The sequence below is a fragment of the Streptomyces sp. SA15 genome, from assembly GCF_002291145.1.
GTDB lineage: Bacteria > Actinomycetota > Actinomycetes > Streptomycetales > Streptomycetaceae > Streptomyces.
The window spans coordinates 1-24,327 of record NZ_NTGE01000074.1 but is presented as its reverse complement, the minus strand read 5'-3'; the positions used below and the strand labels follow the sequence as shown (position 1 = coordinate 24,327).

27 protein-coding genes and 2 pseudogenes are annotated in these 24,327 nt (G+C 70.7%); 18 read left to right on the top strand and 11 right to left on the bottom strand.

Features of this window, described 5'->3' with window-relative positions:
- The first annotated feature begins 86 nt into the window (after window positions 1-86).
- Both CLM62_RS48695 and CLM62_RS13490 read left to right on the top strand, forming a co-directional pair.
- Complete coding sequence (locus tag CLM62_RS48695; RefSeq protein WP_107483783.1) at window positions 87-221, top strand: SPW_0924 family protein; 135 nt, start codon at window positions 87-89, stop codon at window positions 219-221.
- 21 nt (window positions 222-242) lie between these two features.
- A complete protein-coding gene (locus CLM62_RS13490; RefSeq protein ID WP_095750097.1) occupies window positions 243-1,235 on the top strand; it encodes a DUF3068 domain-containing protein in 993 nt (330 codons plus the stop codon).
- Here the strand turns inward: CLM62_RS13490 and hrpB are convergent.
- On the bottom strand, window positions 1,225-3,762 hold the full coding sequence (gene hrpB, locus CLM62_RS13485) for an ATP-dependent helicase HrpB (RefSeq protein WP_095750096.1): 2,538 nt from the start codon (window positions 3,760-3,762) through the stop codon (window positions 1,225-1,227). The genes CLM62_RS13490 and hrpB overlap by 11 nt on opposite strands.
- 4 nt (window positions 3,763-3,766) lie before the next feature.
- Window positions 3,767-4,600: a class I SAM-dependent methyltransferase gene (locus CLM62_RS13480; RefSeq protein WP_257003836.1), complete on the bottom strand. Its 834-nt coding sequence runs from the start codon at window positions 4,598-4,600 to the stop codon at window positions 3,767-3,769.
- 377 nt (window positions 4,601-4,977) lie between these two features.
- Here CLM62_RS13480 and rpsA point away from each other — a divergent pair, with 377 nt between their 5' ends.
- From rpsA to CLM62_RS13460, 4 genes are all read left to right on the top strand, one after another.
- Entirely contained in the window at window positions 4,978-6,480 is a 1,503-nt protein-coding gene (gene rpsA, locus CLM62_RS13475) for a 30S ribosomal protein S1 (RefSeq protein ID WP_095750094.1), read from the top strand.
- A 268-nt stretch (window positions 6,481-6,748) separates the two neighbouring features.
- Window positions 6,749-7,687, top strand: coding sequence for a PAC2 family protein (locus tag CLM62_RS13470; protein WP_095750093.1), 939 nt, complete (start codon window positions 6,749-6,751; stop codon window positions 7,685-7,687).
- Between the two features lie 55 nt (window positions 7,688-7,742).
- Window positions 7,743-8,372 carry a dephospho-CoA kinase gene (gene coaE, locus CLM62_RS13465; RefSeq protein ID WP_095750092.1) on the top strand — a complete coding sequence of 210 codons (630 nt, stop codon included), beginning with the start codon at window positions 7,743-7,745 and terminating at the stop codon, window positions 8,370-8,372.
- 50 nt (window positions 8,373-8,422) lie between these two features.
- Window positions 8,423-8,803, top strand: a complete 381-nt coding sequence (locus CLM62_RS13460; RefSeq protein ID WP_095750091.1) for a tetratricopeptide repeat protein — start codon at window positions 8,423-8,425, stop codon at window positions 8,801-8,803.
- A 9-nt stretch (window positions 8,804-8,812) separates the two neighbouring features.
- On the opposite strand, the gene CLM62_RS13455 is transcribed toward CLM62_RS13460, so the two are convergent.
- A complete protein-coding gene (locus tag CLM62_RS13455; RefSeq protein ID WP_179382083.1) occupies window positions 8,813-9,091 on the bottom strand; it encodes a DUF6343 family protein in 279 nt (92 codons plus the stop codon).
- 57 nt (window positions 9,092-9,148) lie between these two features.
- Between CLM62_RS13455 and CLM62_RS13450 the strand changes: the two genes are divergently transcribed.
- The 4 genes and pseudogenes from CLM62_RS13450 to CLM62_RS13435 all read left to right on the top strand — a co-directional run bounded on the left by CLM62_RS13450 (window position 9,149) and on the right by CLM62_RS13435 (window position 11,705).
- Window positions 9,149-9,823 carry an acyltransferase domain-containing protein gene (locus CLM62_RS13450; protein WP_179382090.1) on the top strand — a complete coding sequence of 225 codons (675 nt, stop codon included), beginning with the start codon at window positions 9,149-9,151 and terminating at the stop codon, window positions 9,821-9,823.
- Window positions 9,726-10,388, top strand: a pseudogene (locus CLM62_RS13445) (acyltransferase domain-containing protein); the annotation flags it as partial. The gene CLM62_RS13450 and the pseudogene CLM62_RS13445, both read left to right, overlap by 98 nt.
- A gap of 74 nt (window positions 10,389-10,462) precedes the next feature.
- Window positions 10,463-11,143 (top strand): bifunctional 2-polyprenyl-6-hydroxyphenol methylase/3-demethylubiquinol 3-O-methyltransferase UbiG, encoded by a 681-nt coding sequence (locus tag CLM62_RS13440; protein WP_095750087.1) that lies wholly within the window; start codon window positions 10,463-10,465, stop codon window positions 11,141-11,143.
- 97 nt (window positions 11,144-11,240) lie between these two features.
- Entirely contained in the window at window positions 11,241-11,705 is a 465-nt protein-coding gene (locus CLM62_RS13435; RefSeq protein ID WP_095750086.1) for a DoxX family protein, read from the top strand.
- A 153-nt stretch (window positions 11,706-11,858) separates the two neighbouring features.
- On the opposite strand, the gene CLM62_RS13430 is transcribed toward CLM62_RS13435, so the two are convergent.
- The gene (locus CLM62_RS13430) at window positions 11,859-12,374 is read right to left on the bottom strand and encodes an RNA-binding S4 domain-containing protein (protein WP_095750085.1); all 516 of its coding nucleotides are present in this window, start codon (window positions 12,372-12,374) and stop codon (window positions 11,859-11,861) included.
- 67 nt (window positions 12,375-12,441) lie between these two features.
- Here CLM62_RS13430 and CLM62_RS13425 point away from each other — a divergent pair, with 67 nt between their 5' ends.
- Together CLM62_RS13425 and pip are read left to right on the top strand one after the other, a co-directional pair.
- On the top strand, window positions 12,442-13,197 hold the full coding sequence (locus CLM62_RS13425; protein ID WP_257003830.1) for a uracil-DNA glycosylase: 756 nt from the start codon (window positions 12,442-12,444) through the stop codon (window positions 13,195-13,197).
- 37 nt (window positions 13,198-13,234) lie between these two features.
- Window positions 13,235-14,197 (top strand): prolyl aminopeptidase, encoded by a 963-nt coding sequence (pip, locus tag CLM62_RS13420; RefSeq protein ID WP_095750084.1) that lies wholly within the window; start codon window positions 13,235-13,237, stop codon window positions 14,195-14,197.
- Between the two features lie 14 nt (window positions 14,198-14,211).
- On the opposite strand, the gene CLM62_RS13415 is transcribed toward pip, so the two are convergent.
- Window positions 14,212-14,877, bottom strand: coding sequence for a GntR family transcriptional regulator (locus CLM62_RS13415; protein WP_095750083.1), 666 nt, complete (start codon window positions 14,875-14,877; stop codon window positions 14,212-14,214).
- A gap of 157 nt (window positions 14,878-15,034) precedes the next feature.
- Between CLM62_RS13415 and CLM62_RS13410 the strand changes: the two genes are divergently transcribed.
- Window positions 15,035-16,513, top strand: coding sequence for an NCS1 family nucleobase:cation symporter-1 (locus CLM62_RS13410; RefSeq protein ID WP_095750082.1), 1,479 nt, complete (start codon window positions 15,035-15,037; stop codon window positions 16,511-16,513).
- Between the two features lie 5 nt (window positions 16,514-16,518).
- Entirely contained in the window at window positions 16,519-17,238 is a 720-nt protein-coding gene (locus tag CLM62_RS13405; protein ID WP_095750081.1) for an aspartate/glutamate racemase family protein, read from the top strand.
- A 19-nt stretch (window positions 17,239-17,257) separates the two neighbouring features.
- On the opposite strand, the gene CLM62_RS13400 is transcribed toward CLM62_RS13405, so the two are convergent.
- The 5 genes from CLM62_RS13400 to CLM62_RS51460 all read right to left on the bottom strand — a co-directional run bounded on the left by CLM62_RS13400 (window position 17,258) and on the right by CLM62_RS51460 (window position 20,827).
- The gene (locus CLM62_RS13400; RefSeq protein ID WP_095750080.1) at window positions 17,258-17,713 is read right to left on the bottom strand and encodes a GNAT family N-acetyltransferase; all 456 of its coding nucleotides are present in this window, start codon (window positions 17,711-17,713) and stop codon (window positions 17,258-17,260) included.
- The gene (locus CLM62_RS13395; protein ID WP_095750079.1) at window positions 17,710-18,123 is read right to left on the bottom strand and encodes a RidA family protein; all 414 of its coding nucleotides are present in this window, start codon (window positions 18,121-18,123) and stop codon (window positions 17,710-17,712) included. The genes CLM62_RS13400 and CLM62_RS13395 overlap by 4 nt, the downstream gene beginning before the upstream one ends.
- An 84-nt stretch (window positions 18,124-18,207) precedes the next feature.
- Entirely contained in the window at window positions 18,208-19,131 is a 924-nt protein-coding gene (locus CLM62_RS13390) for a GNAT family N-acetyltransferase (protein WP_179382082.1), read from the bottom strand.
- Between the two features lie 65 nt (window positions 19,132-19,196).
- Window positions 19,197-19,892 (bottom strand): hypothetical protein, encoded by a 696-nt coding sequence (locus CLM62_RS13385; protein WP_257003829.1) that lies wholly within the window; start codon window positions 19,890-19,892, stop codon window positions 19,197-19,199.
- Between the two features lie 503 nt (window positions 19,893-20,395).
- Window positions 20,396-20,827: a hypothetical protein gene (locus CLM62_RS51460; protein WP_257003828.1), complete on the bottom strand. Its 432-nt coding sequence runs from the start codon at window positions 20,825-20,827 to the stop codon at window positions 20,396-20,398.
- Between the two features lie 98 nt (window positions 20,828-20,925).
- On the opposite strand from CLM62_RS51460, the gene CLM62_RS51455 reads away from it, so the two are divergent.
- From CLM62_RS51455 to CLM62_RS13365, 3 genes are read left to right on the top strand one after another with little or no spacing between them, the layout of a single operon-like run.
- On the top strand, window positions 20,926-21,153 hold the full coding sequence (locus tag CLM62_RS51455) for a hypothetical protein (protein ID WP_257003827.1): 228 nt from the start codon (window positions 20,926-20,928) through the stop codon (window positions 21,151-21,153).
- Between the two features lie 60 nt (window positions 21,154-21,213).
- Window positions 21,214-22,002 carry a nucleotidyltransferase domain-containing protein gene (locus CLM62_RS13370; RefSeq protein ID WP_095750075.1) on the top strand — a complete coding sequence of 263 codons (789 nt, stop codon included), beginning with the start codon at window positions 21,214-21,216 and terminating at the stop codon, window positions 22,000-22,002.
- Between the two features lie 23 nt (window positions 22,003-22,025).
- The gene (locus tag CLM62_RS13365) at window positions 22,026-23,054 is read left to right on the top strand and encodes a hypothetical protein (RefSeq protein WP_095750074.1); all 1,029 of its coding nucleotides are present in this window, start codon (window positions 22,026-22,028) and stop codon (window positions 23,052-23,054) included.
- Between the two features lie 51 nt (window positions 23,055-23,105).
- On the opposite strand, the gene CLM62_RS13360 is transcribed toward CLM62_RS13365, so the two are convergent.
- On the bottom strand, window positions 23,106-23,411 hold the full coding sequence (locus CLM62_RS13360) for a hypothetical protein (protein WP_143659051.1): 306 nt from the start codon (window positions 23,409-23,411) through the stop codon (window positions 23,106-23,108).
- Window positions 23,412-23,530: 119 nt separating this feature from the next.
- On the opposite strand from CLM62_RS13360, the pseudogene CLM62_RS13355 reads away from it, so the two are divergent.
- A pseudogene (locus CLM62_RS13355) lies at window positions 23,531-24,327 on the top strand (FUSC family protein); the annotation flags it as partial.

Below are 24,327 nucleotides of genomic sequence, written 5' to 3'. Positions count from 1 at the left end.
GTGTGCTACGTGTTCTCATCTCACCCGCCCGTTGCTACGGTGCCGGACCTGACGAGGTATCAGTTCCTGTCCGTCGGGAGGCCCGCATGCGCGCCCTGATCGCCGCCGCGACCGGTCTCGCCGTCGCGCTCGCCCTGGTCCTCACGCTCACCGCCCTCGGCACCCCCTCGGGCGAGACGTCCCCGAAGCCACTGCTGACGACGGTGCCCGCACACCCGTAACCACCCGGCAGGGAGGCCGAGATGCGCCGCAAGACCAGTCTGATCCTGCTCGCCCTCGCCGTGTTCTTCGCGGCGCTGTCCCCGCTGCTGCGCTGGTACGCCTTCCCGCGCCTCGCCAAGATCCCGGCCCACCAGTACCAGGACATGGTCCTGGAGGCGAAGGACGCCACCCTCCTCGACTACGGCACGATGCGCGCCAAAAGGGTCCCCAAGGTCAGCATCGTGCAGACCCTCCGCGGCAACGTGGAGGCCTCCGAGAAGATCGAGAAGACGGCGGGCCGGGACGTCGTGGTCTGGGACGGCCTGTCCTATGTCCAGGGACCCGACGGCAAGATGGTCTCCAAGATCCCCGAGCGCTACATCTTCGACGCCCACACCCAGGAACCCGTCCACGCCACGGGCGAGATGGTCGACGGCGACCCGGTCAAGCGGCAGGGCATCGAGTTCAAGTGGCCGTTCCTGACGGAGAAGCGCGACTACGAGTACTTCGACGCGCAGGCCCGGATCACCGCCCCCATCCACTACCAGGGCACCCAGAACTTCCGCGGGGTCGAGGTCTACTACTTCGAGCAGACCATCCCCTGGACCAAGGTGCCCTTCCCCAAGACCATGCCCGTGGCGGGCATTACCCCCGAGTCGGTCGCGAAGACCGGTACGACGCGGTGGTACTCCACCGTCCGCAAGTTCTGGATCGAACCGCTGACCGGCGCCCCGGTCTACGGCGAGGAGATCCACAAGGAGGAACTGCGCGGCGGCACCCTGCTCGGCGGTCGCGAGAAGGTGACGGCGTTCGCCGGCCACGTGAAGATGCGCGAGGACTACATCGCGCACACCGTGGACCTGGTCAAGTCCAACCGCACCCTCGTCCTGCTGCTGACGTCCTACCTGCCGTGGGGCTTCCTCGCCCTCGGCGTCCTGCTGCTGTCCCTCTCCCTCTACCTGGAAGCCCGCAGCCGCCACCCCGGCGACCCGGCACCCGCCGAGGCCACCCAGCCGGAGCCGGTCAGCGCCTGAGCCGGGCGTTGGTGTGCCGCGTCGGTTCGGCACCGGCCGGATCCTCGGGCCACGGATGCTTCGGGTACCGGCCGCGCAGTTCCGCGCGTACGCCCTTGTAGCCGTCCTTCCAGAAGGAGGCGAGGTCGGCGGTGACGGCGGCCGGGCGGCCGGCGGGGGAGAGCAGATGCACGAGCAATGGCACCCCCGCGACCCGGGGCGACTCCTGCAGTCCGAACATCTCCTGCACCTTCACGGCGAGCACGGGCTGCTCCGGATTCCCGTAGTCGATCCGGATTCTGGACCCACTCGGTACGGTGATCCGCTCCGGGGCGAGCTCGTCGAGCCGCGCGGCGTCTCCGGAAGCCCAGGGCAGCAGCCGGTTCAGACACTGCCCCGCGTCGATCCGCCCGAGATCGGCCCGCCGCCGTGCCCGGCCCAGCTCGGGCTCCAACCACTCCTCCACGCGCGCGTGGAGCGCTTCGTCGGAGACATCGGGCCACGGATCCCCCATATGCAGGTGCAAAAAGGCGAGCCGCTGCCTCAGTACGACGGCCTCGGCGGACCACCTCAACAGCCCGAGCCCCTCCCGCCGCAGCCCCTCGACAAGCGCCTCCCGTACGAGACCGGCGTCCGCGTCGGCGAGTGGCCGCACCGCCAGCTCCACGGCCCCCAGCCGCTCGACGCGCCGCGCGACGACATCCCCGTCGGCCCAATGGACCTCGTCCCGCTCCTCGACGAACGCCCCCGCGGCGAGCCGAGCGACCCCCTCGTCGACAACCGCCCCGAGCCGCACGCGCGCGTGCCCCTTGCCGAGGGGACGGTCGGCCACGGCGACCGCGATCCAGGGAGCCCCGCGCAGGCCGGTACCGTCACCGGCCTCGGCGCGGGTCCCGGACACCATGAGGTACGAACCGCCGTCGGCCCTGGCGACCCGCTCCGGGAACGCGAGAGCGGCGACGACCCCGACGACAGCGTCCTCCCCGGCGCCAACCGCGCTGTCGCCATCTCCTTTGGGGGCGTGAGAAAGGTCTGTTGATAGGGCCCGCAGCCGCCGAACCTCCGCACGCCACCGCGCCCCATAGGCGTCACCCCCGCGCCGAGCAGCCCGCAAGGCAGCGGCCAGGTCGTCCCCGTACTCCCGAGGCGGCTCCTCACTCAGCAACGCGACCACCTCGGCGGCCCGCTCCACGCCGACCAAGGGCGACGCGTCGAGCAGAGCCCGCCCCAGCCGGGGGTGCAACCCCAACCGGGCAAGCCGCAAACCCCGCTCAGTGGCGCGACCGACGGAGTCCACCGCCCCGATCGCCGACAGAACACTGCGCGCCGCCCCCATCGCCCCACCCGGCGGCGCATCCAGCAACGCCAGCCCGGAGGCCTCCGGATCGCCCCAGCACGCCGTCTGCAGCGCGAACGCTGTCAGGTCGGCCACTTTGATCTCCGGCGCCGGGAAACGCGGCAGACGCGCGTCCTCCGCCTCCGCCCAGCACCGGTACACCGCACCCGGCGCCTCACGCCCGGCACGGCCCGCCCGCTGCCGCCCCGCCGCCTGCGAGGCCCGTACCGTCGTCAGCGCGCTCAGCCCGCGCGCGTGATCCACCCGCGGCTCCCGCGCCAGCCCCGAGTCGACGACCACCCGCACCCCGGGAACCGTCAGCGACGACTCGGCCACGGACGTCGCCAGCACCACCCGGCGCCGCTTCCCGTTCCCAGGAGCCAGCACCGCGTCCTGCACGGCCGTCGGCGCCCGCCCGTGCACCTGAAGCACCTCGACGTCCCCGAAGTCCGCCAGAGCCCCGAGCTGCCCGGCGACCCGCGCGATCTCGCCCACGCCCGGCAGGAAGCACAGCACGTCGCCCTCCCGCTCGGCCAGCGCCCGCCGCACCACCGACGCCACATGCGTCAGCAGCGCGGGATCGACGCGCATCCCGTGCGGCGGCCGTACCGGACGCGTCGGCGGCGCCCACACCACCTCCACCGGATACGAGACACCCGCCGCCTCGACCACCGGCGCCCCGCCCAGCAGCCGCGCCCACCCCTCGGCGTCGGTCGTCGCCGACGCGGCCACCAGCCGCAGCTCCGGCCGCAGCGTCTGCCGTACGTCCCACAGGAAGGCCGCCACGGTGTCCGCGTCCAGATGCCGCTCGTGGCACTCGTCGAGCACCACCACGTCCACGTCCGCCAGCTCCTGGTCGCGCTGCACCCGCTGCAACAGCACACCGGTCGTGACGACCTCCACGCGCGCGTGCCGCCCGACGACCCGCTCCCCGCGCACGGTGTAACCGACGCTGTCGCCGACCTTCTCGCCGAGCAGCCACGCCATCCGCCGGGCCGCCGCCCGCGCCGCGATCCGCCGCGGCTCGGCGACGACCACACGCCGCACGGGGCCTTTGTCCAGCAGGCCCGCCAACGCCAGCGGCACCAGGGTCGTCTTGCCGGTGCCAGGCGGCGCCACGAGCACCGCGGTGCCGTGCCCCTCCAGGGCGTCGTCCAGACCGGGCAGAGCACCGTGTACGGGCAGGGCGTCGAGGGCGTCGTAACGGATCACTCACTCAGTCCCGTACGCACACGAAGATCGCCGTCCCCGGGATCAGATTCCCGCGCAGCGGCGACCAGCCGCCCCACTCGGCGGTGTTCCAGGCCGGCCACTCCGGCTCGACCAGGTCCACCAGGCGCAAGCCCGCCGTGACGATGTCCCGCACCCGGTCGCCGAGGGTCCGGTGGTGCTCGACGTAGACCGCGCGACCCTCCCCGTTCTCGATGTACTGCTCGACGTACGGTGTGCGGTCGAAGTACGAGGCGGACACCGACAGCCCCTGAGGCCCGGGCTCGTCCGGGAAGGCCCAGCGGATGGGATGGGTGACCGAGAAGACGAAACGCCCGCCCGGCCGCAGCACCCGCCGCACCTCCCGCAGCACCAGCACCGGATCCGCCACGAAGGGCAGCGCCCCGTACGCCGAGCAGGCCAGGTCGAAGGTTTCGTCCGCGAACGGCAGGGCGCCCGCGTCGGCGCACACCAAGGGGAACGATCCGCCGATGCGCAGCGCGTGCTGGAGCTGGCGGTGGGAGAGGTCCAGGGCGACCGGGCGGGCGCCCTGCGCGGCCAGCCAGCGCGCGCACTGGGCCGCGCCGGCGCCGATCTCCAGGACGGCTTTGCCCTTCAGCTCCTCCGGCGGGCCGAGCAGCTCGGCCTCTACCTCGTCGAGCCCCTCGGGGCCCCACACGAAACGGTCGTCCCCGAGGAACGTGCCGTGCTCGACCTGGTACTCGTCCGCGTTGCGGTCCCACCAGCCCCGGTTGGCCCGGGCGCTCTCCGTGACGCCGGCGTCACGTCGGGTGGCTTCCGGCTCCGGCGCCGGTTCGGACGATACGGGCTCTTGGATGATCGGCTCCCTCGTCGTACTCTTCCGTCACCTTTGTGGCGCCACCTCTCACGGTGGTGCCACGCGGGAGGTGTCCTGTGGCCGTTTGGCCTCCAGGGACAGTTCTTGTGCCGGGTATGGGGCGATCCGCCCCGGGTGTGCGGCTTCGCGCATTGACCCTGTCCGGCTGCCCCCGTATGCTACAAGTTGCGCTGCGGGCCTGCGCACCTCAGACGTAGCAGGCTGCGCTCGCATCTGTTGTATGTCCCCTCGGTTGTCGAGGCGCCACCAGTGGTTTTCTGGGGCGCTTCCTTGGCTGTCCGGCTTCTTCAGAGCGAAACGGGCTCCCGGCGTAAAGCAGTACCTACGACTTCAATGTCCGTACCGGAGCCCTTTCCCACATGACGAGCAGCACCGAGACCACCGCCACCACCCCGCAGGTAGCGGTCAACGACATCGGTAACGAGGAAGCCTTCCTCGCCGCGATCGACGAGACGATCAAGTACTTCAACGACGGCGACATCGTCGACGGCGTCATCGTGAAGGTCGACCGGGACGAGGTCCTGCTCGACATCGGTTACAAGACCGAAGGCGTTATCCCGAGCCGCGAGCTCTCGATCAAGCACGACGTCGACCCGAACGAGGTCGTCGCCGTCGGTGACGAGATCGAAGCCCTTGTTCTTCAGAAGGAGGACAAGGAAGGCCGCCTGATCCTCTCGAAGAAGCGTGCCCAGTACGAGCGCGCCTGGGGCACCATCGAGAAGATCAAGGAAGAGGACGGGATCGTCACCGGTACCGTCATCGAGGTCGTCAAGGGTGGTCTCATCCTCGACATCGGCCTCCGTGGCTTCCTCCCGGCCTCCCTGGTCGAGATGCGCCGCGTCCGCGACCTCCAGCCCTACGTGGGCAAGGAGCTCGAGGCCAAGATCATCGAGCTGGACAAGAACCGCAACAACGTGGTCCTGTCCCGCCGTGCCTGGCTGGAGCAGACCCAGTCCGAGGTCCGCCAGACGTTCCTCACGACCCTGCAGAAGGGTCAGGTCCGTTCCGGTGTGGTCTCCTCGATCGTCAACTTCGGTGCCTTCGTGGACCTGGGTGGCGTCGACGGTCTGGTCCACGTCTCCGAGCTGTCCTGGAAGCACATCGACCACCCCTCCGAGGTCGTCGAGGTCGGCCAGGAGGTCACCGTCGAGGTCCTCGACGTCGACATGGACCGCGAGCGCGTCTCCCTGTCGCTGAAGGCGACCCAGGAAGACCCGTGGCAGCAGTTCGCCCGCACCCACCAGATCGGCCAGGTCGTGCCCGGCAAGGTCACGAAGCTGGTTCCGTTCGGTGCGTTCGTCCGCGTGGACGAGGGCATCGAGGGTCTGGTCCACATCTCCGAGCTGGCCGAGCGCCACGTGGAGATCCCGGAGCAGGTCGTCCAGGTCAACGACGAGATCTTCGTCAAGGTCATCGACATCGACCTCGAGCGCCGCCGCATCAGCCTCTCGCTGAAGCAGGCCAACGAGTCCTTCGGTGCCGACCCGGCCTCGGTCGAGTTCGACCCGACCCTGTACGGCATGGCCGCGTCGTACGACGACCAGGGCAACTACATCTACCCCGAGGGCTTCGACCCCGAGACCAACGACTGGCTCGAGGGCTACGAGAAGCAGCGCGAGGAGTGGGAGCGCCAGTACGCCGAGGCGCAGCAGCGCTTCGAGCAGCACCAGCAGCAGGTCATCAAGTCCCGCGAGGCGGACGAGAAGGCCGCTGCCGAGGGCGGTGGCGAGGCCGCCGCTCCGGCTGCGGCCGGTGGTGGTGGCGGTTCGTACTCCTCCGAGGGCCCGGACAACTCCGGCGCGCTGGCCTCGGACGAGGCGCTTGCCGCGCTGCGGGAGAAGCTGGCGGGTGGGCAGAGCTGAACGCCCACTGAGCAGTAGCTCTTGACTGAGGGCCCGCATCCCTTTGGGATGCGGGCCCTCAGTTCGTTTGCGCTGGACGGGAGTTGACCGCCGCGGGTACCAGACCGTTCCGCGGGCGAGGCGGTGACGTCGGTGATCCGGTGATTCGGTGACTCAGGGGAGCGACGTATGAAAAGGCAGTGAGGGGTGCCTGTTCAGGGGCGTCGGGCGGGAATGCCCACGCCCTGCACCGCGTTGTGCAGTACGAACACGAGGAGGAGCGGTCACAGTGCTTGATCCGCAGGGTTTGTACGCATGGGAGCCGAAGGGCCTCGCCGTCGTCGACATGGCGCTCGCCCAGGAGTCGGCCGGCCTTGTCATGCTCTACCACTTCGACGGATACATCGACGCGGGCGAGACCGGCGACCAGATCGTCGACCGGCTCCTCGACTCGCTGCCCCACCAGGTCGTCGCGCGCTTCGACCACGACCGGCTCGTGGACTACCGGGCCCGCCGCCCGCTGCTGACGTTCAAGCGCGACCGCTGGGCCGCCTACGAGGAGCCCACCCTCGACGTGCGGCTGGTCCAGGACGCCACCGGTGCGCCCTTCCTGCTGCTGTCCGGCCCGGAGCCGGATGTGGAGTGGGAGCGCTTCGCCGCGGCCGTCCAGCAGATCGTGGAGCGACTCGGCGTCCGCCTGTCGGTGAACTTCCACGGCATCCCCATGGGCGTCCCGCACACCCGCCCGGTGGGCCTCACCCCGCACGGCAACCGCAACGATCTCGTGCCCGGCCACAGCAGCCCCTTCGAGGAGGCCCAGGTGCCCGGCAGCGCGGAGGCGCTGGTCGAGTACCGCCTCATGGAGGCCGGACACGACGTCCTGGGCGTCGCCGCGCACGTGCCGCACTACATCGCCCGCTCGCCGTACCCGGACGCGGCGCTGACCGTCCTGGAAGCCATCACGGCGGCGACCGGCCTGGTCCTGCCCGGCATCGCCCACGCCCTGCGCACGGACGCGTACCGCACGCAGACCGAGATCGACCGGCAGATCCAGGAGGGCGACGAGGAACTCGTCGCGCTCGTCCAGGGCCTGGAGCACCAGTACGACGCCGCCGCGGGCGCCGAGACCCGGGGCAACATGCTCGCCGAGCCGGTCGAGATCCCGTCCGCGGACGAGATCGGACGCGAGTTCGAGCGGTTCCTGGCGGAACGGGAGGGGGACGGCTGAGCCCTGCCGGAGCCCGCGGGGTGCGTTGTCGGCGGCAGGGCCTAAGCTGCCGGTCATGCTGAAAGTTGGCCTGACCGGGGGTATCGGCGCCGGCAAGAGCGAGGTGTCGCGGCTGCTCGTCGAGTGCGGAGCCGTGCTGATCGACGCTGACCGCATCGCGCGCGAGGTCGTCGCACCGGGGACGCCCGGCCTCGCCGCGGTCGTCGAGGCCTTCGGCGAGGAGATTCTGGCCGCCGACGGCAGCCTGGACCGGCCCAAGCTGGGCTCGATCGTCTTCGCCGACCCGGAGCAGCTGGCCCGCCTGAACGCGATCGTGCATCCTTTGGTCGGCGCCCGCTCCCGCGAGCTGGAAGCAGCCGCCGCCGAGGACGCCGTCGTCGTCCACGACGTGCCGCTCCTCGCGGAGAACGGCCTCGCGCCGCTGTACGACGTGGTGGTCGTCGTCGACGTGAGCCCCGAGACCCAGCTCAATCGGCTCGTCCGGCTGCGCGGCATGGCCGAGGCGGACGCCCGCGCGCGCATGGCCGCCCAGGCGACGCGCGAGAAACGCCTGGAGATCGCGGACGTCGTCATCGACAACGACGTACCCCTGGAGGAACTCCAGCGGCGCGTACGGGACGTCTGGGCCGGTCTCGTCCGCAGAGCCCGCGCGACCCAGGCACCGTCACAGGAGCCCCAGGAATAGCAGCCCCCGGTCCGGGCGTTGAACCCGTCCAGTAAGGGAAGGACTTTGCCGTGCCCGAGATCAGCGGTTCCACCGGACGTACTCCCGAGACGCATGTCATCGACTTCCGTGCCGCCGAGCAGTTGCTCGCCGCACGGGACCCGCGGGGCGCGGTGAAGCTGCTCGACCCAGTCGTCGCCGCGCACCCGGAGAACACCGCCGCACGGCTGCTGCGCGCGCGTGCCTTCTTCGCGGCCGCGCAACTGCGGCCCGCCGAACTCGAGTTCACCATCGTCCTGGAGCGCGAGCCGGACAACGCGTTCGCGCACTTCGCGCTCGCTCGGACCTACGAGCGCCAGGGGCGGCACGACCAGGCCAGGCGCCACTTCCGCCTGGCGGCCGCGCTGGATCCGAAACCGGAGTTCCTGCAGGCGGCGCGCTTCGACGCGTGACCGCCCCGGTCACGGGCGACGGTTGTCCGGCGTGCGGTGCGGCGTGCGGTACGGCGGGACGTCTCGGCCCGGCTGGTAGTGCGGGCCCTGGCGGATGTGCCGCAGGATCAGCGTCATGTCGACGGTGATCACCAGCCACAGCACCCCGCAGGCGATCGCCCAGCCGGGGCGCCCGGCGAGCGCGAAGGCGATCGTGCCGAAGACGGCCCAGACCATCCCCCACGCGGTCAGCCAGAAGCGCAGCCGCAGCGCACTGCGCGCGGTCGTCGGCTCACTGCCCGTACGCATCGGGATCACCACTCCTCTTTTGCAACGTACTCTTCGGAACGGACGTTCGGCAAAGTCCTGGTCGCCGCGTTGCCGGCCGTGCGCGCCCACCACCGCGAGCGGGGCATTGCGCCGGAGATCGCGCGGCGCACTCTGACCGACGTCGGCCGTAACATCGCGGCGCACCGCAGGTGGTACGGCACGGGCGGCATGCTGCGTCCGCGGTGGCTGTCCCTGCACTTCCACGGCGAGCTGTACCAACTGGGGCGACTGCAGTTCCAGCGGGGCCGGATCGGTACGTGGACCAGTGGTTCCATCGCGGCGGAGGGACTTCCCCTGGGCCCTGGCGACCTCGGACTGGGGCTGCACATTCCCGACTTCCTCGGGCCGCTGACCCCGAAGGCCTGCGACCGTTCGCTCGCCATGGCGCGGGACTTCTTCGCCCGGCACTGTTCCGAGGAACCCTATGCGGTGGTGACCTGCGGCTCGTGGCTGCTCGACCCCCAGCTGAAGCAGTACCTGCCGCGGGACTCCAACATCGTCCGTTTCCAGGAGCGCTTCCGGATCAGCCACCTGCCGACGGAGCCCGAGGACCGGACACCGGTCCGCTTCGTCTTCGGCACCGACGACCTGCTCGGAACGGACGTTCGGCAAAGTCCTGGTCGCCGCGTTGCCGGCCGTGCGCGCCCACCACCGCGAGCGGGGCATTGCGCCGGAGATCGCGCGGCGCACTCTGACCGACGTCGGCCGTAACATCGCGGCGCACCGCAGGTGGTACGGCACGGGCGGCATGCTGCGTCCGCGGTGGCTGTCCCTGCACTTCCACGGCGAGCTGTACCAACTGGGGCGACTGCAGTTCCAGCGGGGCCGGATCGGTACGTGGACCAGTGGTTCCATCGCGGCGGAGGGACTTCCCCTGGGCCCTGGCGACCTCGGACTGGGGCTGCACATTCCCGACTTCCTCGGGCCGCTGACCCCGAAGGCCTGCGACCGTTCGCTCGCCATGGCGCGGGACTTCTTCGCCCGGCACTGTTCCGAGGAACCCTATGCGGTGGTGACCTGCGGTTCGTGGCTGCTCGACCCCCAGCTGAAGCAGTACCTGCCGCGGGACTCCAACATCGTCCGTTTCCAGGAGCGCTTCCGGATCAGCCACCTGCCGACGGAGCCCGAGGACCGGACACCGGTCCGCTTCGTCTTCGGCACCGACGACCTGCCGTTCGACCGACTGCCGCGCCGCACTGTCCTGGAGCGGGCCGTCGTGGATCACCTGCGGGACGGCGGCCACTGGTACGTCGGACACGGCTGGCTTCCGCTGTAACTCGTACGGGTGAACGCATGCCGGGTGGGAACGGGCGTGCGGGTGCGGTCCGTTGGACGGGCATGGAGCTGAAAATGCGAGCGGGACATCAGGGGACGGGACCGGGGGCGATCACCCCGGACGGCTGTGCGGTCGAGCTCTATTCGCGGCTGTCCGCAGGGGACGAACCGGACATCATCGCCGCGGCTGTTCCGGCGGGCGCGCGCATCCTGGAGCTGGGCAGCGGCGTGGGGCGCATGACCCATCCGCTGCTGGAGCGGGGGTTCACGGTCACGGCGGTGGACGAGTCCGCCGAGATGCTGGAGCGCGTCCGCGGAGCGCGCACGATACGCAGCACGATCGAGGACCTCGATCTGGGTGAGAGATTCGACGTGGTGATGCTCGCGTCGTTCCTCGTGCACACCGGCGACCTCCAGGAGCGGCAGGCACGGCTGAGCACGTGTGCACGGCACGTCGCGGAGGACGGCTGCGTGCTCATCCAGCGCGAGGGCGAGGACTACCACATGAACATACCGCGCGAGCGGGTCGACCCCAGCGGCTTCACCGTGCGGATCGTGTCGTCGGAGCCGGTGGGGGACGGCGTGAACTCGGTGCACGCGGAGTACGAGTTCCCGGACGCGACCTGGACCCAGACCTTTCAGACCCGTCCGCTGACGAAGGAGCAGTTCGAGGAGGCGCTGGCGGAGGCGGGTCTGAGGGTGGACAAGTACCTGACGGAGGACCGGATCTGGGTGCGGGCCGTGCCCGCCTCCTAGGCAGCCGAGGTGAGTTGGAGAACAGCGATGAGTTTCGGAGCCGGCGTCCGTCTACCCCTGTGACAGCACCACGGACCGCTTCACACAGGAGACCCTCATGTCCGAGACCACCGCTTCCGTCACCGCCGGCTCTGCCCCCACCGCCCGTACCGTCGTCGCCGAGTCCGCGACCGCCCGCGGACGCCGTGCCCGTATCGCCCTGCGCGCCCTGCAGGTGTTCCTCGCCCTCTTCTATGTGATCGCGAGCGCGCTGCCCAAGCTGATTGCGCACCCCACGGCCGTCGAGGGCTTCGACAAGATGGGCTGGGGCAGCGCGGGGATGTACACCATCGGTGTCCTCGAACTGGCCGGCGGGACAGCGCTGTTGATCCCGGCGCTGCAGTCGGTGGCGGCGATGGCGCTGAGCGGACTGATGGTGGGTGCGTTCGTCGTCTCGCTCACCGCCCTCGACGGGGAGAACGCGGCGACACCGCTGATCCTGATCGTGCCGCTCGCCCTCATCGCCTGGGCGCGGCGCGGGCACAATGCGGATCTGCTGCGGCTGGTGCGACGACAGGCGTGAGGAGCGCGATCCACGCCGTGCGAAGACCGTACGGCAACGGCAACGGCAACGGCCACGGCTACGACCGCGGCTACGGATACGGCGACGGCGGTGGCGTCCGGCAGGTCGAAAGGCCTGGTCCGGACATCACCGCCGCCGCCGTCGCCGTGGCTGTCAGTGCCCCTCGGGGCTGCCTCCGCCCAGCAGTCCCCGCAGGCGCTCCAGCTCGCGGCGGTCGCGCTTGGTCGGGCGGCCCGTGCCGCGGTCGCGGATGCCGGCCGGGGCGACGGCCTCGCGGGGCGGGGGCGGAGGGCTGTTGTCGACGTAGCACTGGACGGCCACAGGGGCGCCGACCCGCTTGCGGATCAGGCGCTTGACGATGACGACGCGCTCCCGGCCCTCGTGCCGTACGCGCACCTCGTCGCCGACCCGCACGGAGTGCGCGGGCTTCACGCGCTCGCCGTTCACCCGAACGTGCCCGCCCTTGCAGGCGGCGGCTCCCATGGAACGGGTCTTGACCAGCCGGACCGACCAGATCCAGCTGTCGATGCGCACGCTCTCACCGCTCTGCGGACCGGCTGCCTCGGCGGCGGCCACCGCGGCGGCGACCTTGGGATCCACGTCCTCGCCAGTACCGCCGGTCCCGCCGGTCCCGCCCGTCTTGTCGTCGTCCGTACGTTCCGCAACCATGTCTTCGACCTTAATGCCCGGTGCCGAGTCGCTCAGAGGGTTTTGGGCACGGTCGTACGGTGGACGCATGGACACCAACGGCCCCGTCGGTCCCGCCAGGCCGGCCGGTTCCGCCGGGCTCGCCGGGCTCGCCGGGCTCGCCGGGCTCGACGAGCGGATCGCCGGCTGCCGGGCCTGTCCTCGGCTGGTGGCGTGGCGCGAGGAGGTGGCCCGCGGCAAGCGCGCAGCCTTCGCCGACTGGACGTACTGGGGCCGACCGGTACCGGGCTTCGGCCCGCCCGAGGCCCGCCTGCTCGTCGTCGGTCTCGCCCCGGCCGCGCACGGCGGCAACCGCACCGGACGGATGTTCACTGGCGACCGCTCCGGAGACGTGCTGTACCAGGCGCTGTACGACGTGGGGCTCGCCTCGCAGCCCACCTCGGTCACCGCCGACGACGGCCTGGAGTTGTACGGCGTGCGTGTGACCTCGCCCGTGCACTGCGCCCCGCCCGCCAACAAGCCCACACCTGAGGAGCGGGACACCTGTCGGCCCTGGCTGGTCCAGGAGCTGAACCTGCTCCGGCCGACGCTGCGGGCCGTGGTCGTGCTCGGCGCCTTCGGCTGGCAGGCCGCGCTGCCCGCGTTCGCGCAGGCGGGCTGGACGGTCCCCCGACCGCGACCGGCCTTCGCGCACGGCGCGCACGTGTCGCTGGACGGGCTTGAGCTCTTCGGCTGCTTCCACGTCAGCCAGCGCAACACCTTCACCGGACGGCTCACACCGGCGATGCTGCGAGAGGTGCTGCGCACGGCCGCGCGGGCGGCGGGGCTGCACGGCCTGAAATGAGGCGACGAGGCCGTCGTACGACGGTTAAGGTCCCCGAATGGCCCTTTACCCGGAGATCGAACCGTACGACCACGGCCTGCTGGACGTCGGAGACGGCAACCTCGTCCACTGGGAGACCTGCGGGAATCCGCACGGCAAGCCGGCACTGGTGCTGCACGGTGGGCCGGGGTCCGGCTGCACGCCGTACTTCCGGAGGCTTTTCGACCCCGCCGTGTACCGGATCGTGCTGCTCGACCAGCGTGGCTGCGGGCGTTCGACACCGCACGCGAGCGTGTACGACACCGATATGAGCGTGAACACGACGGCTCATCTCATCGCCGACCTGGAGCTGCTGCGGCGGCATCTGGGGATCGGGCGATGGCTGGTGTGGGGCGTGTCGTGGGGGTCGGTACTGGGGCTGCGGTACGCGCAGACGCATCCGGCCGCCGTGTCCGAGCTGGTCCTGACCGGCGTCGCGACCGGCTCCAACCCCGAAGTGGCCTTGCTGACCAGGGGACTTGGGCAGATCTTCCCTCAGGCCTTCGAGCGGTTCGTCGGAGAATTGCCTGAGGACGAGCGAGACGGGAACCTCGCCGCCGCCTACAACCGGCTGATCGAGTCACCCGACCCCGAGGTGCGGGGGCGGGCCGCGCGCGCCTGGACGGACTGGGAGACGGCGGCGATTCCCGCGGCGCCCCGATCGGTCCCGCGCTTCGAGGATCCGCGGTTCCGCATGGCCTTCGCCCGCACCGTCACGCACTACTTCGGCAACGACCACTTCATGGGCGAGGGCAACGACGAGGGCGTCGTCCTGCGGGACGCGCACCTGCTGAAGGACATACCCGGCACCCTCGTCCAGGGCAGCCTCGACCTGGGCAACCTCCTCGGCACCGTCTGGCGGCTCCACCATGCCTGGCCCGGCAGTGAGCTGGTCATCGTCGACGACGTGGGACACAACGCGGGCGCGCCGGACATGGCGGAGGCGCTGGTGGCGGCGACGGACACATACGCCCGCCGCTGACGCTCACACGGGCCTCAAGCATCGGATGGGGTTTCGAACAGATGCCGCATGGTGGACCGATAGTTCGTCCGCACATGGGTCAGCGCGTGCGCCCGTGCCCGGGCCGGGTCGCCCGAGGCGATCGCCTCGTACAACTCGCGGTGTTCGACGAGGAGTTGGGGCCACTCCTCGTTCCGGCGGGTCATCCAGCGCAGGCGGCCGGCGACCGGTTCCAGGGCGGCTGTCAGCAGGCTGTTGCCCGCCATCGCCACGATCCGGTCGTGCAGGCGGCTGTTGATGTCGGTGATGGCCTCGGCGTCCCCCGCCTCGGTTGCGGCGGCCGCGAGGTCGAGGAGCTCCTCGACCTCGGCCAGATCATCGGGTGTCGCGCGGGCGGCGGCGAGCCCGGCGGCGTAGACCTCCAGCGCCTCGCGCAGTTCGAAGAGCTCCTTGACGTCGTCCGGGGTGAGACGGCGTACGACCGTACGGCGTGGTGTCTCGAAGTGGACGAACCCCTCGGCGACCAGGGCGCGGATCGCCTCGCGGACCGGCACCCGGGAGACCCCGAAGCGCTCGGCCAGCTCGCGTTCGACCAGCCGGTCGCCAGGGCGCAGGCCGCCCGCGATGATCTCCTGTCGCAGGGCGGCGAGAACGCGCTCGCGCACCGCGCCGAGAGGTTCGATCTTCGTCATGGAGCTCATGGGCCCATCTTCGCCGACTCGGGGGGTGTTTTACGGAGCGTTAACAAGAGCGACATCGGTCGGAACGGTTGACGGGAGGAGCATGACCGCAGTTTGGTATACCAAACGCCTTCCCCCGCAAGCAGTCCTCCGCCGTCCCCTCGCCCCTGGAGGCCCCGTGTCCCTCGCCGACCGCGCCGAAGCCACCGGCGCACCAGCGTTCGTCCCCGATCCCCGGCTCACCAACGAAGACCTCGCGCCCGCGGGCAAGCGCAACTGGAAGGTCTTCGACCTCTTCGCCATGTGGATGTCCGACGTCCACAACCTCGGCAACTACACGTTCGCCGCCGGTCTGCTCTTCCTCGGCATGAACGTCTGGCAGATCTTCACGTCCCTGCTCGTCGGCTTCGTGATCATCTACATCGGGATGAACCTGATGGGCCGCATCGGACAGCGCACCGGTGTCCCCTTCCCGGTGGTCAGCCGCATCTCCTTCGGTGTGTGGGGCGCCAACATCCCCGCCCTGATCAGGGCGGTCATCGCCATCATGTGGTACGGCATCCAGACCTACCTGGCATCCGTCGCCGTCAACGTGATGCTGCTGGCGGCCTGGCCGAGCCTGGAGTCGTGGACGCACAACTCCTTCCTGGGGCTCGACGCGCTCGGCTGGCTGTCGTTCGTCGCGTTGTGGCTGGTCCAGGCGGCGATCATCAGCCGGGGCATGGAGTCGGTGCGGAAGTTCCAGGACTTCTGCGGGCCGGCCATCTGGGTCGTGATGATCGCCCTCGCCGTCTGGATCCTCGCCAAGGCCGGCTGGACCATCTCGCTCACCAGCACCCCGCACCCGGTCTCCGTGGGCGAGCAGTGGCGCCAGTGGTTCGGCGCGGTCGGCCTGATCCTCGCCACCTACGGCACGCTGATGCTCAACTTCTGCGACTTCTCCCGCTTCGCGCCCGACTACAAGACGGTCCGGCGCGGCAACTTCTGGGGCCTGCCCGTCAACTCCACGGCCTTCGTGATCGTGTCGGTCATCGTCACGGCGGGCGCCTACGAGGTGTTCGGCAAGGAGATCACCGACCCCGCCTACCTCGTCGCCGAGATCGGCAACACCTGGGTGCTGGTGCTGGGCGCGCTGACGTTCGCCATCGCCACCATGGGCGTCAACATCGTCGCCAACTTCGTCTCACCGGCGTACGACCTGGCCAACGTCTGGCCGCGGAAGATCACCTTCAAGGTCGGCGGCATGATCAGTACGGTGGTGGCGCTGCTGGTGACCCCGTGGAACCTGTTCTCCAACCCCACGGTCGTCAACTACTTCCTCGGCGGCCTCGGCGCCTTCCTGGGCCCGCTGTTCGGCGTGATCATGGTCGACTACTACTGGGTCAAGCGCGGCCGGATCGACGTGAACGACCTGTTCGACGGCCGGCCCGGCTCGCGCTACTACTACCGCAAGGGCGTCAACCCCAAGGCGCTGTGGGCGTTCCTGCCCTCGGCGGCGGTCGCGGCGGTGCTCGCGCTGGTGAAGACCTTCAGCGACGTCGCACCGTACTCCTGGTTCATCGGCACGGCCCTGGCCGCCGGGCTGTACGTGATGCTGTGCCGCGCCGAACGCGAGGCCGGTTCCGCGGCCGTCCCCGAGAAGACCGTGGAGGTCTGAGAAGCGTGCGAATCGTCGTCACCAACTGCAACACCACGCAGGAGATGACCGAAGAGATCGTACGAGGTGCCCGGGCCGCCGCCGGCCCGGGCACCACCGTGATCGGACTGACCCCGTCCTGGGGACCCGAGTCCGCGGAGGGCTGGCTCGACAGCTATCTGTCGGCCGCGGCGGTCATCGACCTGCTGCGTACGTACGAGGGCCCGCCGTACGACGCCGTGGTCATGGCCGGCTTCGGGGAGCACGGGCGCGAGGGCGTGCGGGAGCTGGTGGACGTACCCGTCGTCGACATCACCGAGGCCGCCGCTCATCTGGCCTGCCTGCTGGGGCGACGGTACGGCGTCGTCACCACGCTGGAGCGGTCGCGCGGACAGATCGAGGACAGCCTGGAGCTGGCCGGGGTCGGCCGCAACTGCGCCGCCGTGATCGGCACCGGCCTCGGCGTCCTCGACCTCGGAGACGACGAGCGCACGGAGACGGCGTTCCTGGCGGCCGCCGAGCGGGCGCGGGAGGCGGGCGCCGAGGTCCTGGTGCTGGGGTGTGCGGGGATGACGGGTTTGCAGCGGGTGGTGGGGGAGAAGCTGGGCCTTCCGGTGGTCGACGGGGTCGGGGCGGCGGTGAAACTGGCGGAATCGCTGGTGACGCTGGGGCTGACGACGAGCCGGACGGGAAGTTATGCGAAGCCGGTGCCGAAGAGGAGGCTGTGGGGGCCGGGAGCCGGCTGACCGGTGGTCACGGTTCCGCTCAGGGCCGCCACTCGTACCGCACATCCGGCTCGCGCTCCTCGTTCCCACTGCCGTCCGTGTACTCGACAGCGACGAAGCCGTGCCGCTCGTAGAACCGGTGGGCGGGCTTGTTGACCTGGAAGGTCCACAAGGTCAGCCCCTCGGGGCTGCGTTCCCTGGCGAGGGCGACGAAGCGGTCACCGAGGCCGCGTCCGCGCCAGTCGGGGGCGAGATAGAGCTGTGAAAGTTCGTCGCCGTCGAGCACCATCACCCCGACGACCGCGTCTCTCTCCGCGTCCTCGGCAACCCAGGTCTCCCGCAGTGGCACCACGACTTCCCGGAAGTAGTCGCGCACCGCGTCGTCGGAGTGGGGCCTGACGACCTCCGGCAAGGCGGCGGCGAAGGAACGCAACCAGACGTTGGCCGCCGCGGCGGCGTCGGAAGCCTTGGCGCGGCGCAGGACGACAGGGCTCACGGACGTGCCTCCTCCGGCACGACGGCCGTCGCCGTGATCTCCACCAATTGCCCGGCGTACCCGAGGCAGGCCACCCCGATGAGGGTCGAGGCGTGCGGGCCGACACTCAGCCCGGATGCCTCGACGACCTCCCAGACGGCGGAGAGCACCGCGGTCTCGCCGCTCACGACGTACACGTCGGTCGACAGGACATGAGCCAAGTCACTCCCAGCCGCACGCAGTTGCTCCTCCAGATTCGCGATCACCTGCTCGGCCTGCCGCACGGGGTCGCCCTCGCCGACGAGTCTTCCCTCGGCGTCGAGCGGCACGGAACCCGCGAGGAAGGCCAGCTTCGTGCCGGCCTCGACGACACAGGCGTGGGAGTACGTGGGCGGTGGGAAGAGGGCGGAGGCGGTGATGCGTCGGATCACGAGGGCTCCTGAGAGATACGGCGGACAACCCGCCGATCATCCGAGCTCCGACCCGCGCCCGCACCCGAATTTCCCGCGCCCGCCTCACGCGACGGGGAGGCCGGCGTACGGACTCTCCACCCGCCAGCCACCGTCCCGCGCGACCCGCTCGAAGATGCCGATCTTGTACGCGAGCCCCTCCGGATCCCCGATGTCACACGACCAGTGCGCTTTGGCCCACTCCTCCTCTCCTCGCACCAACGGCCGTCCCCGGACGGCCAGATGCAACGCCAGCGTCGATCGCGCGTACAGCCTCACGGAATCGCGCCGGTCCGCCCCGCAGCGGTACTCCTCCGTCTCCCGCAGCCGCAGCCGCCCGTCGTCGCTTCCGGCGACGAGGAACGGAACGAACCGCCCCTCAGCGTCGGCCACCAGAAACGTCAACTCGCCCTCCTCACCCTCCCGGACCTCATACCGAGGCAGATACGACAACCGGCCCAGCCCCAGTGCGTGCTTCCACGACGTGACCCACAGCCCGCGCCGAAGGTAGTAGCGGACCGTCCGCTGCCAGGTCCAGTACGTCTCCAGACGGAACCCGTACAGCCCTTCGGCGCGGCAGGCCTCGTACACCATGTCGAGCGCGGCGGAGGCGATCCCCTGCCGCCGGGCGACGGGGTGGACGTAGAGGGAGGAGACGCCCAGCGCGCCCGCTCCCATGGGCCAGGTGCCGACGGCGATGGTCCCCACGGGCCCGAGCCCGCGCCGGTCCTCCGGTGCACAGATCCAGTACCTCCTGCGGAACTCGTCCTCGTACGTGTGCTCCCGCCCGGCCGCACCCAGCCTGAGACGCCACCGCTTCTCGCTCGTCACCGTGAGTGAGTCCGGGTCGAGGCACTCGCCGAGGGCGCCCTCGGCGAGCGAGGCGAGATCCCAGAGTCCGAAGCGGCGGCCCTCGCCGAAGGCGACGGGACGCAACTCGGGGTGGGCCGCGAGGCGTTCGTGCACGCGGAGAGCTTGATCATCCTTCATGAGCTCGGAGCGTAGGGACGCCTCCGCCCGCAGGTCCGGCATCGACGGAGCTTCACCCGGGCATGTCATCCCGACGGTGGACCGCACTCCCGTTCACGTAGCTGGCGTTCGCACTCCTGTGCAAGCTCCGGGTACGCCTCGGAGATGGCGGCGTAGACCCTGCGCCGCAGCAACTCCTCGGCCGCCGCGCGCCCGGTGCTGCCGTATGGCCCGTCCAGCAGCTCGTCGTAGCGGGTCAGTCGATGGCGCAGGTAGTTCACCTTCCAGCGGTCGAGCGCGCCGGTCTCGGCGCTCTCGACCGTGGCGGGATCCGGTGCACGGCCCCACCGCTCGTACGCCCGTTCCTCGTCCCGGCGGTTGCGGTGCTCGACGGCGGCCGCCGCAAGCCGGTCCGGAGCCAGTCGCGGCACGTCGAGAGGCTCCGCCGCGATCCGCGCCAGCACTTCCCGCCGCCGGCGCAGAGCGGCGGCCCGCGCCGCGGCGGACCGCCGTGCGGCAGTGGCCGCGACGGTCCGGAACGCATCGCTCCGCTCGGCCGCCTCCACTCGCTCGACGCGATAGAGACGGGTCTGCGGCGCAGAATGGAAGAGCGGGTTGCTACGCAACAGGTCGGGTTCACCGAGCAGTTGGCGCACCATTCCGGGCGTCCAGCCCCGGGCGCGCAGTCCAGCGGCCGAGAGGTGGGTACGCGGTGGTGGCGCCGCCTGCGCACCGTGCCCGTCTCCCTGTCGACGCCTGCGATCCCCTTCGTACGTCGTCATCATGATCTCCCCCGTCATTACGCTGAGTGACGAGTTCATTGATAACGCGCACCACTGACAACGGCACCGACAACGGCCCCGCCGAGCGTTCCTCAGGCACCTCAGGCCGCAGGAACGAGCCGCCGGTGAGGTCGCCCAACCTTACGCGCCGGAACCGTCAGAACCCCTCTGACCTGCGCGGGGGGCCCGATCCGGGGGACCGCGGCGACCGGGGGCGCCGGAAGGCCGATCAGGTTGCTCACTCACGTGGCCGGGGGCCAGAGGCGGGGCGACGTCGGGGCCATAGCGGCGGAGGATCTCGCGGGTGGTGGTGAAGAAGGTGTAGAGGGAGGACAGCGCCTCGCGCAGGAAGCCCTCGCACGCCACCATCCGGCGCGAACTCGCCCGCTCCAAGGCACTCCTGGCTTACTACTCCACCGGCTACCCCGAGCGCGAGGCCTGCCAGTGGGAGCTGACGACCGCCTATCTCGCGGGACTTGGGGAGGGCGACCCACGGCGCCGCGTCATGGTGTGTACGACGGCCTCGGCACCCCCGTCGACCCGGGACCGCTCGACGCACCCCACGCGCGCGTGCTGGCCGGCGGCGACGACGCGCTGGCGAGGCGGTCGAGGGCCATCCGCTCGCCCTGGCCCTTCTGCGGCATGCCGTCCGCGCGGGACACGGGCCGCGCACCCTCTACGACCGCCTGCACGCCCAGGGCGCCTCCTTTGCTCGACTCGCTCGCCGACGAGGACGTGACCGGCTCCCTGGTGCGCGACGTGGACACGGCGAACTCCGCCGACGTCCTGCGCTGCGTGGCCGCCCTGCACCCGCTGCCGCTGACCGTCGAGGACGCGGAGCGTGTACTCGCCGCCGCCGACGGCGTGCCGAGAGCGGTCGCGCACCGGCGCGCCGAGAACGGCGTCGCCGAACTCCGCGTACGCAGTCTGCTCACTCCCGCCTCCGACGCGCGCGACGCTGCACACGTACAGCATCCATCTGGAGCCCGGTTCGCAGCCCGGCGCGCCGACGGTCCAGAGCCTGGCGTACACCTTGGTCAACGACGTCATCCGCCCCTTCACCACCCCCTGGCACCCCCGCCTCGCCGCGTACGAGGCCTGCTGCCCGGCGAACGTCGCCCCGCCCGAACACGAGGCGGCCTGGCCGGAGGCGGAGACGATGCGCGCCGAACTGACCGCGCTGCGGGAGCCGTTGCGGCGGATCGCCGAAGGGCTGGGCGGCATCTCCGGGGCGGACTTCGGGGTGGCGGCGACGGGTTGAGGCGCCGCCCGGGGCGTAATTGCCTGGAGGCTCGGCATCCGGGCTACGTACGCTGCGCCCATGCCCAGCCTCACCGACGCCGACTTCCTGAACACGACCGCCGACCGCCTGGCCTCCCTCCCCACCGTCCAGGCTGTCGCCCTCGGCGGCTCCCGCGCCCAGGGCACGCACACACCCGACAGCGACTGGGACCTGGCGATCTACTACCGAGGCCCCTTCGACCCCGCCGACCTCCGCGCCCTCGGCTGGGAGGGCGAGGTCTCCGAGATCGGCGGCTGGGGCGGCGGGGTGTTCAACGGGGGCGCGTGGCTGACGATCGACGGGCGGCGCGTGGACGTGCACTACCGGGATCTCGACGTGGTGGAGCGGGAGTTGGCGGAGGCGGCGGAGGGGCGGTTCCGGGTGGAGCCGTTGCTGTTCCACCTGGCCGGGATTCCGAGCTACTTGGTGGTCGCCGAACTGGCCGTCAACCAGGTGCTGCGGGGCGACCTCCCGCACCCGACGGCCTACCCGGACAAGCTGCGCACCTCTGCCGCCGCCCGCTGGCACGGCACGGCCGGCGCCACACTGACGTACGCGAAGGCCAACCACGCCCCGGTGGGACGACTGACAGAGGTCGCGGGCGCCATCGCCACGGCCGCCGTACAGGCCGGGCACGGGGTGCTGGCGGGGAGGGGGGAGTGGGTGACGAATGAGAAGCGGTTGCTGGAACGGGCCGGGCTGCGAACCGTGGACGGCGTCATCGCGTCATTGTCCGCGGGAACGGACCCGGACACCCTTGCCCAGGCGATCGCCCATGCCCAGGAGATCTTCGACACCGCAAGCCGGGAACGAGCCACGGACCTCTAGACGAGAAGACGAGAAGGAAACACATGGTGCGGGTGCTCATCTCCCCGTCGTACGGCAGCCCCGGAACGCGCCGCCACTGGGCGGACACGGTCGACCGGCAAGTGGACTTCACACAGCCGGACCACGACCGTGTGCTCACGGCCGACCAACGGGCACAGCTCCAGGCACTTCACCCGGAAGGGCGAGCAAGGTTCTGGGGCGCGGTACCGGCACATGACAAGAAGTTCGCCGATGTGGCCACAGGTGACGTCGTCCTGTTCACGGGCCAGAACCAGGTCCGTGCGATAGGAGAGGTCGGAGCGATCTTCCGCAACCGCGAACTCGCCGATCTCCTCTGGCCGCCCAAGGGCGACGGCCCGAGTTGGCACACCGTCTACAGCCTCCGGGACCTGGTCTCGGCGGACATTCCATACGAGGAACTGAACGCGGCCATCGGGTACAAGCCCGCACACAACTTCCCCGGCCAGATGGTTCTTCGGGGCGACAAGGCGCGGGCGGTTCTCGAAGACTTCATGATCACGCCGAGCGTGGAAGAGCTGCCGACACCCTCCCGGGACGCGGATCCGGTACGCATCGCCGCCCTCGAGGAACTCCACACTCACCAAACCGGTTATCGGCGCAGTCGGCGCCTGATAGTCGTCGACCGTCGCGAGGCCCAACTGGTCCGCGCATACCGTCGGTTCCTCGCCGCTCGCGGTCTGACGGCCAGACGGTTCTACTGCCCCTCCGGCATCAGCGACATGTACGTGGAAGCAGCCGGCGCAGCGGAAGTGATCGAGGCGAAGAGCGCCGCCGGCCACGGCCATGTACGGCAGGCTCTGGCCCAGCTCCTCGACTACGCTCCCCACAGCCCGTCGCCCGCGCACCTCCTCACCGCTCTGTTCCCCGAGTCACCGGAACGTGAGGACGTTGAGCTCCTGCACCGCTACGGCATCGACTGTGTGCACCGCGAGCCCTCCCTCGGCTTCCTGCGTTTGCCCGCGTCGAGCGAGCGCCGGGAACTCATGCGCGAGATATGGTCCGGGAAGCTTCCGGTGCCCGCTGCCGGTTGATCCTCGTATCCGCCGCGCCCTGCGGCTGAGGCTCGCCACCGGTGGCGAGCCTCAGCCGCAGGGCGCGATGCGTTCCACCGCCGACAGGATGCGGGGCGGTTCCTCGTCGAGTTCCAGGGCATGCTGGATGATCGCTGTGCTGGTGCCCCGGATGGTGTGCCGCAACTCGCCGAGCTCGGTGTCGCCGAAACCTTCGAGGAAGGCGACTTCGGCCGCCGCAAGGTCTTCCTGCACCCCACCCAGAAAAAGCTTGGCCAGCCAGGTGCGTGAGCCGGAAGCGTGACCGGGCCGGGTTGCGTTCATAAAGAACGTGGCCCTTCCACCGATCGTCACATCCCCGAAATACGGCCGTTCCATCCCCTCCAAGACCGCGACCTACGGTGGAGACCACAGGCCGCACCCTTACGGCCCACCCACAGCCCGGCCACCGTCGCCCGAAGGCTCACCCCTGCCCTCGACGAGACGACAGGAGCCTCGTGTCGCGTTCCGTTTCCCTGACTCTTCCGCCCTGGCTTGCTCACACCCTCCGTACCCAACGGGGGCCGGTGCCCTGGAACGCGGTCGTGCGAGGGGCTCTGTCCGCCGGGCCGTTGCTGCTCGTCGCCGTGATCGTCGGCCGTACGTCCCTCGGTGTCGTCGCCGCCATCGCCGCCATGCTCGCCGGGATCAACGACCGGCCGGGCAGCCGGCGCGCCTCCGTCAAGCGGCTCGGGATGCCCGCGTTCGCGGGGGCCGGTGGGCTGCTCCTCGGGACGTATGCCGGGGACCATGTCGGGGCCGTGACGCTGACCGTGCTGCTCACCCTCGTCGGGCTGGTCGCCGGGAGTGTCAGTGCCGTGGGACCTGTTGCCTCCGGGGCCGGGACCCAGCTGCTCGTCGCCTCCGCCATCGGGGCCGGTATGCCGTTGCCCGACTCGGGGTGGCAGCGGGCGCTCGCCTTCCTCGTGGGGGCAGGGTGGCTCATAGCCCTGCGGCTCGTCCTGCCGACGCCCGGTGCCCTCGCCGGTGACTTCCGGTTCGACGGGGAGCGGGAGGCCGTCGCCGCCGTCTACGACGCCGTGGCGGACCTTCTCGACGCCGCGGGGGCCGATGACGCCATGGCCCGGCGCGCCGCTCTCACCGCCGCCCTCGATCACGCGCAGGACGCCCTCGCCGGGCCCCGGCTGCGGCGCTACGCCAGTTCCTCGGCCGAGCGGCGGCTGCACGCGCAGTACGCCGCCGCCCTGCCGCTCGCGGAGGCCGCGACCGCGCTGGCCTGGGCCGGGGAAGCGGT